10 protein-coding genes are annotated in these 13,472 nt (G+C 74.5%); 2 read left to right on the top strand and 8 right to left on the bottom strand.

What is annotated here, in order from left to right:
* Positions 1–19: 19 nt before the first annotated feature.
* On the bottom strand, positions 20–910 hold the full coding sequence (locus tag ACIQVL_RS17300; protein ID WP_403428731.1) for an SDR family oxidoreductase: 891 nt from the start codon (positions 908–910) through the stop codon (positions 20–22).
* A 98-nt stretch (positions 911–1,008) separates the two neighbouring features.
* Between ACIQVL_RS17300 and ACIQVL_RS17295 the strand changes: the two genes are divergently transcribed.
* Positions 1,009–1,581: a TetR/AcrR family transcriptional regulator gene (locus ACIQVL_RS17295; protein ID WP_403475683.1), complete on the top strand. Its 573-nt coding sequence runs from the start codon at positions 1,009–1,011 to the stop codon at positions 1,579–1,581.
* A 234-nt stretch (positions 1,582–1,815) separates the two neighbouring features.
* Entirely contained in the window at positions 1,816–2,610 is a 795-nt protein-coding gene (locus ACIQVL_RS17290) for a hypothetical protein (protein ID WP_403475682.1), read from the top strand.
* 4 nt (positions 2,611–2,614) lie between these two features.
* On the opposite strand, the gene ACIQVL_RS17285 is transcribed toward ACIQVL_RS17290, so the two are convergent.
* The 7 genes from ACIQVL_RS17285 to ACIQVL_RS17255 all read right to left on the bottom strand — a co-directional run bounded on the left by ACIQVL_RS17285 (position 2,615) and on the right by ACIQVL_RS17255 (position 13,406).
* The gene (locus ACIQVL_RS17285; protein WP_403475914.1) at positions 2,615–3,439 is read right to left on the bottom strand and encodes a TIGR03943 family putative permease subunit; all 825 of its coding nucleotides are present in this window, start codon (positions 3,437–3,439) and stop codon (positions 2,615–2,617) included.
* Positions 3,436–4,440: a permease gene (locus ACIQVL_RS17280; RefSeq protein ID WP_403428723.1), complete on the bottom strand. Its 1,005-nt coding sequence runs from the start codon at positions 4,438–4,440 to the stop codon at positions 3,436–3,438. Before ACIQVL_RS17280 ends, ACIQVL_RS17285 begins: the two co-directional genes overlap by 4 nt.
* 138 nt (positions 4,441–4,578) lie before the next feature.
* The gene (locus ACIQVL_RS17275; RefSeq protein WP_403475681.1) at positions 4,579–6,192 is read right to left on the bottom strand and encodes an amidohydrolase; all 1,614 of its coding nucleotides are present in this window, start codon (positions 6,190–6,192) and stop codon (positions 4,579–4,581) included.
* Between the two features lie 196 nt (positions 6,193–6,388).
* Positions 6,389–7,732, bottom strand: a complete 1,344-nt coding sequence (locus ACIQVL_RS17270) for a tetratricopeptide repeat protein (RefSeq protein ID WP_403428720.1) — start codon at positions 7,730–7,732, stop codon at positions 6,389–6,391.
* Positions 7,733–8,077: 345 nt separating this feature from the next.
* Positions 8,078–8,692 (bottom strand): hypothetical protein, encoded by a 615-nt coding sequence (locus tag ACIQVL_RS17265; RefSeq protein WP_403475680.1) that lies wholly within the window; start codon positions 8,690–8,692, stop codon positions 8,078–8,080.
* A gap of 136 nt (positions 8,693–8,828) precedes the next feature.
* Positions 8,829–9,545, bottom strand: a complete 717-nt coding sequence (locus tag ACIQVL_RS17260; protein ID WP_403428717.1) for a hypothetical protein — start codon at positions 9,543–9,545, stop codon at positions 8,829–8,831.
* 129 nt (positions 9,546–9,674) lie between these two features.
* Complete coding sequence (locus tag ACIQVL_RS17255) at positions 9,675–13,406, bottom strand: hypothetical protein (RefSeq protein ID WP_403475679.1); 3,732 nt, start codon at positions 13,404–13,406, stop codon at positions 9,675–9,677.
* Between the last annotated feature and the right edge of the window lie 66 nt (positions 13,407–13,472).

The raw sequence follows: 13,472 nt of genomic DNA, 5'->3' as shown, positions 1-13,472 counted from the left end.
CTAGGCCCCCTGATCCCGTCTACTCCCCTTCGAAGTAGTGCCCCTGGTCGAGGTCCGCCACCACTCCCGGCTCCGCCGGCTGCCACCCCAGCAGCTCGCGGGTCCGCCCGCTCCGCACGGGCACGTCCAGCGACACGAACGCCCCGAAGAACCCGAAGTGCTCGGCGCGCCGGTCCTCCGGAACGCTCTCCACCGGGATCCCCAGCCGCCGCCCGATCGCCTCGGCGATGTCCCGTACCGCGACCCCCTCCTCGGCCGCCGCGTGCAGCTCGGCGCCCGCCGGGGCCTTCTCCAGCGCCAGCCGGTAGAGCCGGGCGAGGTCCAGCGTGTGCACGGCGGACCACCGGTTGGAACCGTCCCCGGCGTAGCCGGAGACGCCCGTGGCCCGCGCGATCCGGATCAGCGTCGGCAGGAACCCGCCTCGGTCCCGCGTGCTGTGCACGACCGGCGGAATCCCGACGAGCACGGCACGCACCCCCTGTCCGACGAACTCGCCGAAGAGCCGCCCGGTGGGGATCCGCGGATTGGCGCTGTACGCCGCGGCGAGGTGCTCGTTGCCGTCGCCGTGGCCCATGCCGATGCCCAGGAGGGCCTTGCCGGTGCCGGCGAGCGCCTCGCCGAACGCCTCGACCACGGTCCGGTCGGCGGCCGCGGCCCCGGCCATGTCCCCGGCGGCCATCGCCGCGTGGTCGAAGGCGAGATGGACGACGGCGTCGGCGTCGGCCGCGGCCGCCCGCAGGCCGTCCAGGTCCGCCAGGTCACCGCGGCGCACCTCGGCACCCAGGGCCTTCACGGCCGCCGCGGACTCCTCGGACCGGGCGAGGCCGACGACCTCGTGCCCGGCGCCGAGCAGTTCGGGAATGACGGCGGAGGCGATATGACCGCTCGCGCCGGTGACGAAAACACGCATGACAGCACTCTCCCCAGAACGGAGGACAAGGTGATGTGACTCGGTACCGTCACCATACTCCCGTGACGGTACCGAGTCACATCACTTAGGCTGTCCCCATGGCCCGATGGGAACCGAACGCACGACTGCGCCTCGTGCAAGCCGCGATCGACCTGTTCGGCGAGCAGGGGTACGACAGCACCACCGTCGCCCAGATCGCCGAACGGGCCGGGCTGACCAAGACGACGTTCTTCCGGCACTTCCCGGACAAGCGCGAGGTGCTGTTCGCGGGGCAGGAGGAGCACGGGCGCCTGCTGGCCGAGGGAGCCGCGGCCGCGCCGGACACGGCGACCCCGCTGGAGGTGGTGGCCACCGCCCTGGACGCCCTGGCCGGCTCCTTCACCCCGGAGCAGCGCGCGTTCGGCCCACAGCTGATGCGGGTCATCGGCAGCCACAGCGAGCTGCGCGAACGCGCCGCGTTCAAGAGCCTCACCCTCGCCACGACCCTGGCCACGGCCCTCCACGACCGCGGCGTACCCGACCCCACCGCCTCCCTCGCCGCCCACCTGGGCGCCCAGGCCTTCTCCACCGCCTTCGCCCACTGGATCACCCCGGCGAACGAACGCCCCCTCCCCGACCTGGCCCGCACCACCCTGACCGAACTCCGCGAGGCGAGCGCGGCTCTCACGTAGCGGAGCACTCGCGTGGCGGAGGGCTCGCGTGCGGGGGCGGACCACTTCTCCCGGCGAACCGGTCTCCCGGCGGTCCGCGCACCAGCGGTCCCGGGGCACTCCGCCGGGAGTCACCCGGACGGACCGGAGCGGTGGTGGGCCGGGGCGGGAAATGGTGGCGTGGGAACACGCGCTGCGCTGCGCCCGTGCTCCGCCGCGTCTGAATCCCGGTCCCGGTCCTGGAGAGGCCCCCGCATGAAAGCCATCGCCTCCGGTCTCGCCGTCGTCGGCCTCCTGGCCGGCTCCGCCGTCTCCGCCTGCACCGCCGCCGCGCCGCCGGAGGCATCCGCCCCGGTCTCCGCCCCGTCCGCCAACGCGACCGCGGCCGAGCGGGCCGCCCCGACCAGTCCGGCCGCCTCGTCCGGCACCCCGGCGCTCACCATCGAGCAGGCGCAGGCCGCGCTGATCGACGAGAGCGACCTGGGCGTGCCGTGGACGGCGACCGACGGCACCGCCACCTGGCACGACGGCCTGCTCAAGGCGGCCACCGGCCAGGCCGACTGCCAGCGCCTCCTGGAGGCCCTGTACACCGACGAACTGCTCGGCGCCCCGGCCGGTCCGCAGGCCGCCACCGCCCTCGACGACGGCGACGACGCGGCACAGCTCCGCTACCAGGTCGACGCGAGCCGCTCCGCCGACGTCGAGCGCACCCTGGCCTGGCTGCGGACCCTGCCCCGCACCTGCGGGCAGTTCACCGCGCAGACGACCGCGGCCGGGACCGCGGCGGTCCAGATCACCGACGCCGGGCTGCCGCACGACCTCGGCGACGCGCGCCAGGGACTCCGGATGACCCTCACCGCGCAGCCCTCCGCCGCCGACGATCCCACCACCCTCACCCTCGACATCGCCGTCGTCCGCGTCGGCGACGACGCGATCGTCCTCACCGCCGGCGCCCTCGGCACCCTCCCCGACGACACCACCCAGCAGGCCCTCGACATCGGCGTCCAGCGCCTCGCCCAGGTACGGGAGAAGGGGCGGGCGCAGGCCTGACCGGCTAGCTCCGGGTCTCGTAGGGGTCCGACGGCTGCCTCACCGTCCGCGCCGACGTCGCGTCCAGCGCGGGCGGCCACGCCGCGTCCGAGCCCAGCCTGCCCCTGGGGTGCCAGGTGCCGGTGACGGTGACCCAGGTGTCGGTGGGCGGCGCGTCCGCGCCCCGGATCTCGACCTTGCTGGTGGTCGCGTCGGCGGCGCAGCACGTGACCATCAGGCGGGTCAGGTACCAGGTGCCGCCGGAGCCCCGCGTCACGAAGCCCGTCATCCGGACGGTACGGCCGGTCAGCGAGCGCCCGCTGTCGTAGATCGCCCGCGAGCTGAACCCGGCGAGGGTCAGCTCCACCGGGTTCCCGGCCGGCAGCGCCGGGAACCTCCCCACCCCCTGCGCCGCCCGCTGCGCCGCCTCCCGCCCCGCGCTGTACGAACCGAGGGCCGGGGGAGGGAAGAGGAGCAGGGCGAGCGCCGGGAGGGTGAGCAGCCAGGCGATGCGGGGGCCGACGGCACCGTGATGGCCGTGGCCGTGGCTGTGGCCGTGGTCGAGACCGTCGTCGTCGATGACCTGCTCCTCGACGTCCTGCTCGTCGACGTCCTGCTCGTCGACGTCCTGCTCGTCGATGACCTGCTCGTCATCGTCCGGTGTACGGCCTCCCTGGCTTCGCAGGAGCGCCGTCGTCACGCCCAGCAGGATCAGGGCGATGCCGGAGGCGATCAGGTAGGGGCGCAGCGCCGCCTGCACGTACCTGAGATACAGGTCGCTGAGCAGGGTGATCCGCAGGACCGCCGCGCCGACCAGGCAGAGCAGGACGGGTCCGCCGTAGCGCCTCACAGCAGCCACCACCCCACCAGGGCACTGGACGACAACGCCACCAGCCAGGTCGCCGAGGAGAACCGGAGCGCGAAGCCCCGGCCGAAGGTGCCCGCCTGGAGGGCGACCAGCTTCAGGTCGACCATCGGGCCCACCACCATGAAGGCCAACCGGGCCGTCGCCGGGAACGCGCTGAGCGAGGCGGCGACGAAGGCGTCGGCCTCGCTGCACACGCACAGCACGACGGCGAGCACCGCGAGGAGGGGTACGGCGGTCCACGCGGAGCCGGTGAAGACGTCGAGGACCGATCTGGGCACCGCGATGTTGAAGGTCGCCGCGGCCGCCGCGCCCAGCACGAGGAAGCCGCCGGCGTGCAGGAAGTCGTGCTGGAGGCCGGTGACGAAGGCGCGGGGGCCGGAGGTCCGGGGGCCGTGGGCGGGGCGGGGCGGGCGCAGCCACTCGTCGCGGCCGAACCGCGCCCACAGCCAGCCCATCACCACCGCCGTGCCGAGGGAGGCGAGCAGCCGGGCCAGCACCATCGTCGGCTGACCGGGGAACGCGATCGACGTCGCCACCAGCACGACCGGGTTGATCGCGGGGGCCGAGAGGAGGAAGGCGAGGGCGGCGGCCGGGGCCACCCCGCGCCGCATCAGGCTGTCGGCCACGGGCACGGACGCGCACTCGCAGCCGGGGAGGACGACGCCCGCGGCCCCCGCCACGGGCACGGCGAGGGCCTGGTTGCGGGGGAGGAGGCGGGTGAACACCCGTTCCGGGACGAAGGCGGCGATCGCCGCGGAGACGACGGTGCCGAGGAGCAGGAAGGGGACGCCCTGGACGGCGACCGCCGTGAACACGGTCCACCAGGCGGCGACGGGTGGGGTGTAGAGGTCGAGGGCGAGGGTCGGGCCCAGGAAGGAGACGACGGTCGCTGTCGCGAGGAGGGCGGTGCCACCGAGGACCACGTGGACGACGGCCCTTGTCAGGAGACGCAGGCCGTCGGCTACTGTCCGTTGGTTGTGCACGCGGGGGACGCTAGTGAACGGGACTGTTACCCGGCACAGAGACTGCTGTGTGCCGGGTACGGGCCGATGGGGGGCCGCGCCCACGCGGCGGAGCCGCACATCGGACACAGCCCCGCGCCCCCGAAGGGGCGCTGCGCCTCACGGGGTGACGCAGGAACCGCCGATGACCGTCTGCGTCGGCTTCAGGTCCCGCAGCTCCTCGCCGGAGGCGTTCGCCGGGTCGCGGTCCCAGAGCGTGAAGTCCGCCCAGCGGCCCGGGGTCAGGGTGCCGCGGAGGTGGGACTCGCCGGTGAGTCGGGCCGCCTGGGTGGTGTGGAGGGTCAGGGCCTCGTCGTACGAGATCGCGTGTTCGGGGCCCTTCACGCCGATGACCGTCTGCCGCGTCGTCATGCCCCACACCGAGCGCATCGCGCCGAATTGGCCGACCGGGAAGTCGGAACCCGCGCTGACCTGGGCGCCCAGGTCGATCCAGCCGCGGGCCGGGAAGAGGCGGGCGACCCGTTCCGGGCCCCAGAAGCCCTCCTCGACCTCGGCGGTGTCGTGCAGCAGCGGCTGCTGGATGGTGACGGGGATGCCGAGGGAGACGGCGCGGGCGCGCTGCTCGGCGCCGGCCAGGCCCCCGTGCTCCATGACCAGGGTGCCGGCGGGCAGCCCGGGGTTGCGGTCCAGGACATGCTCGTAGACGTCGAGGAGGGTGCGGACCGCGCGGTCGCCGTAGGCGTGGGTGCCGACCCGCCAGCCGCGCCGGACCACCGCCTCGACCGCCTCGGCCAGCGCGTCCGGCTCCCAGATCAGCATCCCGGAGAAGGAGTGGTCGCAGGCGTACGGCTCCTCGGTGGCGCCGGCCTCCAGGCCGCCGTCGAGGCCGAACTTCACGCCCCACACCGACAGGTGCGGGTCGGAGGTGCCGCGCCACTGCTCCATGGTGTCGAGCAGGTCCTCCACCTGGGCCGCGCTCGTCATGCCGAGTGCCGAGATCAGCGCGCGCACCCTGGTGTGCAGGGCGCCGGCCTCGCGGGCGGCCCGGAACACCCGGTAGTCCTCGGGGGTCACCGCGCAGTCCCGGACGGTGCCGATGCCGGTGGCGGCGTAGTCGCGGGAGGCGATGCGCAGGCCCTCGATGCGCTCGGCGCGGTCGGGGGCCGGGACCAGGCGCTCGACCAGGTGCAGGGCGTTGTCGACGAGCCGGCCGTCCAGCCTGCCGTCGGCGTCGCGGCCGATGCTGCCGCCGGGCGGCACGGGGGTGTCCTCGGTGATGCCCGCGAGGCGCAGCGCACGGCTGTTGACGACGTCGTTGTGGCCGCCGCGCTTGACCAGGACCGGGTGCCGGTCGGTGGCCGTGTCGAGTTCGGCCGCGGTGGGCATGCGGCGCTCGGCCAGGTTCAGCTCCTGCCAGTTGGTGGTGGTGCGGATCCACTCGCCCTCGGGGGTGACCGCGGCCCGCTGCCGGATCAGGTCGAGGAACTCGGGGATGGTGCGGGCCTGGTGGACGGGGACGTCCTGGGCGCCGAGCGCGGCGAAGACCAGGTGGGTGTGGGTGTCGTCGAAGGCGGGCAGCACGGTGGCGCCGGGCAGGTCACGGACCTCGGTCCCGGCGGTCACCAGGTGGTCGAGGCCGTGCGGGTCGGCGGACACGGCCGCGATCCGGTCGCCGCGCACCGCCAGGGCCCGCTGCGGGGCCTGGCCGGGCACCAGGGTGTGCACCGCGCCGGCGCGGATCAGCAGGTCGGCTCCGTGGTCGGTCGTCGTCATCGTCTTCTTCTCCCTCAGCCCGCAGCTTTTCGAAGGTGTCGCGTGTCGCTGACGAGACTGTTCTAGAAGCCGGTCGCCGGTTCACCGCCATGTCGAGGGGCTGGGTGTAGGAAGCACGCCACTGCTGCCGCCCGTCGCGCAGATCATGCGACAGGCGGCGCAGCGGAAAAGGGGCCGACGCGGGACCCCGGCCCCTCTACAGCGGGGGCTGTGCCGGTGCCGGTCCCAGGGTCGTGGTGCCCGGGGCCGTACGGTGGCCGAGGCCGGTGCGGTAGGCGTCCAGGGCCGCCTCCACCCGGCCGGTGCGGCGCAGCAGGTCGCCGAGCAGGCGGCACAGGTCCGCCAGGTCACCGGCCGCGCCCGCCCGCTCCAGCAGGCTCAGCGCCCGTACGTAGTGCTCCTCGGCCGCCTCCGTGTCCCGGGCGTCCTCGGCGATGATGCCGAGGAGGCGGTGCGCGGCGGCCGAGTGGACCGCGCCGCGCTCGGAGGAGAAGTCGCCGAGCACGTCGTGGAGGAGTTCGGCGGCCTCGTCCGACTTGCCCCGGCGGTGCAGGACGTCGGCCAGCTCGACCGCCGCCTGGCTGCGGTAGAGGGCCGCCCGGGTCTCCGAGAGCATCGCGAGGGCCTCGCGCAACTCGCCCTCCGCACGCTCCAGTTCGCCGTTCTGGGCGTAGACGTAGCCGCGCATCCAGTGGCAGTTGGCGAGTTCGGTGCGGAGCTGGAGCTGGCGGTACAGCTCGGCGGCCTTGGCCAGGGAGGCGTCGGCTTCGGCGACCCGGCCCTCGGCGAGCAGGGTGCGGGCGACGGAGCGGTGCATCCGGGCGATCAGCGCGGGGTCGCCGGCCTGCGGGGCGAGGGCGAGGGCGAGTTCGGCGGCCTGGGCGGCGCGGGCGTGGGCGCCCATGTCCATGTACGGGCCGATGGCGGAGGCGTAGAGGAGCAGCAGCGCGTCGGGGTCGTGCAGGCCGCTGCGGTTGAGCTCGTCGAGGGTGGTCTCCAGGAGGTAGACGGCGTAGCGGAGTTCACCGGCGAGGTAGTGGCTGACGGCCCGGCCGCGGATCGCCGGGACGCGCACCGGCAGCGGCTCGTCGGCCGTCCACAGCTCGGCCCGCTCGAAGAACTCCCGGGCCTGCCCCAGTTCGCCGGTGTCCAGGGCGCACTCGCCGAGACCGAGCAGCGCGGTGGCCTGCTCCACGGCGAGCCCGTGCGCCTCGGCCTCCTCGAACAGCGCCGTGTACTGGGCGGCGGCCTCCTCTGCGGCGCCGGTCGCGAGGGTGCGCTGGGCCTCGGTGAGCCGTAGCCTCAGGTCGGTGGCGAGGTGGGCGGGGCGCCCGCTGGCCAGCTCCTCGTAGCCGACGCCGAGCCGCCCGGCGATGTGCCGCAGCGCCTCGTCGGAGGCCCGCACCCGGCCCGCCTCCAGCGTGGAGATGTAGGCGGGTGTGTAGGCCGGTTCGGCCAGCTGCCGCTGGGTCAGTCCCCGTTCGGTGCGCAGCTGCTGCACGCGCCGCCCTATGGTCTCCGGGTCGTCCCTTTCCTGCATTTCGCCACTCCCCCCAACTCCCCCTGTACCTCTTGCCGTTGAGCTCTGACTACCCCTAGGTTAAACCGCGAATTAAACGTGCTTAACCCGCCCCTGTCGTTGCGAGGTCGCCGTGCTCGGACGCACATCCGCACGCCCCACCGCACGTTACTTCCGCAGCGTCGCCGCCGCCGTCGCCGCCGTGGCCGCGCTCATCACCGCGGCGAACGCCGGCCCGGCCAGAGCGACGGACGGCTCCCCAGGCTCCCCCGCTCCGGCCACGGCTCAGCGCACTGTCGACCGCTAGGGCCTGGCAGGCGGATCAGGCCCTGGCCGTTCGGGGGCGAGCACCAGGTGACAGCCGGTTCACTTGCCGGCAGGCAGTTTCGCGGTGATGGACCGGGCCGTCCGGACCACCTTGTCGTCCGACGCGGTGGCCGGCGTGGTCGGGGTGTCCGCCGTCGCCGCGAAGGTCAGCACCCAGGTGCGGGCTCCGGAGTCCCACACGACGAAGGTGAGCTGCTGCCCCGCCTGTGTCTGATAGGCGGTTTCCCGGAACGCCGTCCGGCCCAGGCCGCTCACCGTCTCGACCCGCACGTCGCGCATCCCGGCCGAGGCCGGGTTCGTGCGCAGGGCGTGGGCGGCGGACAGTTCGCCGGCGTAGGTGCGGGTGGCCGGGGTGAGGGACACCGTCGCCTTTCCGTCGGCGGCGGCGTAGTCGCAGACGTCGAGGGCGTCACCCTTGTCGGGGCCGACCTGGGCCGTGAACCGGGCGTCGGCGACGAGCCGTTCGGCGACGTCCTTGGTGAGTACGGTGCACAGGCGGGACGCGGGCAGCGTCTTCATTTTCACCGCACCGGGGACGGCCGTGCCGGCAGCCGAGGGCGTCGAGTCGGCTGTGGCGCCGCAGGCGCTCAGCACGGCACAGGCGATCACCGCGACCGAACCGGCGGCGGCACGGGAGAAGCGGCGCACCATCATGGGATCAAATCCTGTTCGCCAGATCACTGAGGATCACTTCGGGTCGATGAGGGAGCTGTTGCGCGAGGCACCCCGTCGGCGGTCGGGGTGCCTCAGCGGACCGGTCAGGACCGGACGCGGTCAGGGCCCGGCAGGGTCACCAGACGTGGTACGTCCCGTAGTCGCTGACAGCCACGTTGGTGGTCCAGCTGCCCCAGCGCTCGTTGGGGTACCAGACGTACTCGTGCGGCCTGGCGTTGATGTCGCTCGTGGTCGGCAGGCAGGACTTGCCGGTGGAGTGGTAGATGCCCTGGTAGACGCCCTGCGTCCAGCGGCGCTCCACGACCTGGATCGGCGCGGCCTTCTGCCCCGGCTTCATGGTGATCTGCCAGGTGAACGCGGTGGTGGTGGAGCCGTTGCGCTCGTACGACGGAGTGAGCGCGGCAAGCTCGCTGACCGCCTTGCCGAGGACACTCGGGACCTTGACGTTGAGACCGACCGACCACTTCCAGCCCGTCGTCTTCGACTGCGACCAGGCGTAGGTGCAGCTGGGAACGTTCCAGGGGCACTGGTACGTGAGGTGGTTCAGGTCACCCCGCCAGACCCAGTCCTGCCAGGTGTTGCGGGCCTGCTGCACGGTCACCGACCGCGTCTGGTGCTGGGTCGACCAGTTGCCCGCGATGTCCGCGTTCGCCGGGGTGGACGAGTTCCCCAGGCATTCCTGGCTGCTCGCCGAGGCGACGCCGGGGGAGGCCAGCACCACCAGCGGAGCCAGCGCGAACGTCAGCAGCCCGGCCCACCTCTTCCCGGCGGAACCCTTCTTGCGGCCGGTCGCGGAACCCCCGCTACGGCGCGCGCCGCGGTTGATCTTCACCTTTGTCTCCTCTGCGTCTTCGGCGCCGTGTGAGCCCGGCGTCCGACAGCGAGACTCGCCGCCGAGGAGTTGTTCGGGCACCCGTCCCCGGGAGCCGATCAATTACCCGACCCCCACCTGGGGCCCCGTTCACCCGCCCGACACCGCGGCGTCGCACACCCGCCGGTACGGCGCGTCCGGCACGTACGTCCGCCACTGCGCCCGGGTCAGGCCCACGCCGCCGGCCCGGGCGCAGACCAGCGCCTGAGCCCGCGCCGGATCGACGACGTACCGCTGGAGCGGCACGTGCGCGCTGCTCGCGTACACCGTCGTGCCGTCGGAGCTGAAGGCGAGCGAGTCGATCTCCTCGCCGGGGGTGGTGAGCGGACCGCCGAGGGGCTGCTGGGTGGCCACGTCCCACATCTGGAGGCTGCCCGCGTCACCGGCCACGGCGAGGGTGCGGCCGTCGGAGCTGAGGGCGAGGGCGCTCACCCCCTCGGGGGTCGTGCCGAGCGGGACGGTGAAGACGCTGCGCAGGAGGCCCTCGCGGCGGCGCAGGTCCCCGTCCCACAGGGCCACCCGGCCCGTCTGGTCGCCGGCCGCCAGCAGGGAGCCGTCGGCGGCGAAGGACAGCGCGCCGATCTGCTCGCCCTGGACGAGGTCGGGGGCGCTGGTCGGGCCCGAGGGCAGGCGGGCCGCCCTGCCGTCGCCGACCAGCAGACCGCCGTCGGGGCGGACGCCGAGGTGGCTTGCGGTCACGCCGGTCAGGACCGAGGTGCGGCGTCCGCGGGCGACGCTCCACACCTCGTCGGCGATGGCGCCGGCGGACGTGTCGCGGGCCGCGAACAGGGTGCGTCCGGCCGGGCCGAGGGCGATCTCCAGCACCGGGTCGCCGGGCAGGTCCACCGAGGTCACGGGCCGTCCGCGGGGCACGTCCCAGATCGTGACCGGCTGTGCCACCGCCTCCCGGCCGGGCGCCGAGACGCCGTACGCGAGTCGGGTGCCGTCGGCGCTGAACGCGAGCAGGGCGAGGGTGTCCTGGGGGACGACGGGCAGGGTGGGGTCGGCCGAGACGGGGACCCGCACCGCCGGGAGGGTGCGCAGGACGCGGCCGTCGGCGGTGGCGTTGAGGCGGAAGGTGTACTGGCCGCCGGTGCGCTCGGCGGTGGCGTAGGTGGTGCCGTCGGGGCTCAGGCGTACGCCGTCCAGCGCGGTCGGACGCCAGGCGGGGGTGACGGCCGGGCCGAGGTCGAGGGTGTGGACGGTGCCGCCCTCCAGGTAGCGCAGGGTGCGGCCGCCGGCGTCCCAGAACAGGCCGCCGTAGAGGTACTGGTTGTCGAGGGAGTGCCGGAAGACGGGGGCCCCGGTGTCGGTGAGCCGCCAGACGCGGACCTCCCCGGAGTCGGCCGTGGCCAGGAAGCCGCCGTCGGGGCTGAAGGAGGCGTACCGCACCCCGGCGTCGTCGACGTCGGCGATCCGTCTGCCCGTGCCGGTGTCCCAGACACCGAATCCGGTGTCGGTGGCGGCGGCCAGGCGGTCGCCGGCGAGCGTGAGGAACGCGGTGTCCCCGTCGCAGACGCGGTCCTGCTGCCAGGCGCCGGGCAGAGCACGGCCGGTGACGGTGTCCCAGAGCTGCGGGGTGCCTCCCGAAGAGCAGACGGCCACGAGCCGGCCGTCGGCGTCCAGTGCGGTGAGCGCCGTGTCCGAGGCCCCGGTGCCGAACAGCACGCGGCCGTCCGCGACCGAGCGCAGCCGCACCTGGTCGCCCTCGACGGCCAGCAGGGCACGGCCGTCGCCGGTGAAGCGGAGGTCGGTGGCGTCGGGCAGCGCGGTGGGGCCCCCGGTCCAGTGGCCGGTGGCCGTGTCCCACAGCCGTACCGTCTGGTCGGCCATCGTGACGCCGAGCACCCGCCCACCCGGGCCGATGGCGGTCACCGTGCCCGACGGCACCCGGCCCGAGCCGAGGGCGCGGTGCGTGGTCACGTCCCAGGTGTGCCAGGAGCGGCCGTCGGCGCCGAACAGGGTGCGGCCGCCGTCGGTGAGAGCACGCCGGGGGCCGTCGCCCGGGGCGGGGTCGGTGAAGGTGTCCGTCTCGGTCTGACCGAGGGAGCCGAGCAGGGCGCGGCGGGTCTCGGGGAGTTCGGCGACGCGCCAGGCGGCGGCGCCGAGGAGCAGGGCGGTGCGGGGGTCGGTGGTGCGCAGGGCGTCGGCGACGTCGGCGGCGCGGCGGGCGGCGTTCTGGGTCCGCTGGACCTGGTTGTCGTCGTACTCGCGCCAGACCCCGAAGCCCGTCAGCAGCGCGACGGCCAGGACCGCCGACAGGGACACGGTGAGGATGCGGTGGCGGCGGCTGATCCGGGCGGCGGCCCGGCGCTCGGCCTCGCGGGCGTCCAGCGCGGCGGTGAGGAAGGAGCGCTCCGGCACGGTGAGGGCGGGGTCCTCCGGGTGGTCCGGGAACAGTTCCTCGGCGCGGGCCAGCCGGGTGCCCCGGTACAGGGTGCCGGGGTCACGGTCGTGCTCAAGCCAGGCGCGGGCCGCGTCGGCGAGCATCCGGTGGTGGCGCAGGCGTTCGCGGTCCTCCTCGATCCAGTCGTGCAGGCGGGGCCAGGAGGTGATGAGGGACTCGTGGGCGAGGTGGACGCCGTCCTCGTCTGCGGTGAGCAGGCGGGCGCGGGTCAGCTGTTCGACCACGGCCGGCACGTCCGGGTCGGCCCACTGGGCCAGTTCGGCGCGGGTGAGGGGCCGGCGGGTGTCGGGGGTGCCCTGGCCGGGGACGACCATGCGCTGCAGGAGATGGCGGGCGGCGCGGGCCTGCGGCGGGGTCAGGGCGCCGTACGCCTCCTCGGCCGTGGCCGCGATCGCGCCGCGCACCGCGCCGGCGGCCTCGTACCCGGCGAGGGTGAGCATCCGACCCCGGCGGCGGCGCCAGGTCTCCAGCAGGACGTGCGAGAGCATCGGCAGCCCGCCGGGCTCGTCGAGGACCTCCTCCACCAGCCGGGCGGTCAGCGTCCGCTCGACGATGAGGCCCGCCTCCTGAGCCGGTCCGACCACCGCCTCCCGCAGCTCCTGCGCCGTCATCGGGCCGAGCAGCAGCCCGGCGCCGCGCAGGGCGTCCGCCAGATCGCGGTGCTCGGCGCAGCGGGCGTAGAAGTCGGCGCGCACCGCGACCAGCACGCGCAGCCTGCTGCCCGGGGCGCGGGAGGCGAGCAGCAGGTCGAGGAAGCGGTGCCGCTCCCGGGCGTCGCGGCAGAGGGTGAAGACCTCCTCGAACTGGTCCACGACCACCCAGCTCTCCGGCTCCCCCTCCGCCGGAACGAGGAGGTGACCGAAGGTCTCGGCGGGCGTCGGGCCCGGCGTGAGGATGCTCAGCCTCGCCGAGCCGCCGCGCGCCGCGATCTCCTCCTTGATGCGCGGGATCAGCCCGGCTCGCAGCAGCGAGGACTTGCCGCTGCCGGAGGGCCCGAACAGCACCGCGAACCGGTGTTCGCACACCAGCTCGTTCACGTCCGCGACCACCCGGTCCCGGCCGAAGAAGAGGTGCCGGTCGCCCGGCTCGAACCGGGCCAGCCCGCGGTACGGCGCCGCGGCGTCCTCCGCCTCCTCGGCGGGCGCCCTGCCCGCCTCCGCGTCGGCCTCCTTCCACCTGCGCTCCCACTCCGCCGGGTCGCCGCCGCATGCGCGCGCGTACCCCTGCACCACGGCGAGGGACGGCAACCGCTCACCGGCCGCGGCCTGCGACAGCGTTGTCGCGGAGAACCCGGCCACCTTCGACATGGTCCGGTACGCCGGCCCGCCGGCCGCCTGCCGCAGCTCGCGCAGCCCGTGCGCGAGCCGCTGGACGGGACCCGCCGCCGGATCCACCGGTCTCTCGGGACGCCCCATGCGCGTACCTCCGTACCTGGCGAAAGCGACATCGGGAGCGACGACCATACGGTGCGCGCGGAAACG

The sequence above is a fragment of the Streptomyces sp. NPDC090499 genome, from assembly GCF_044769305.1.
Lineage (GTDB): Bacteria > Actinomycetota > Actinomycetes > Streptomycetales > Streptomycetaceae > Streptomyces.
The sequence above is the reverse complement of the archived record's forward strand: the minus strand, read 5'-3'. Positions and strand labels throughout refer to the sequence as shown.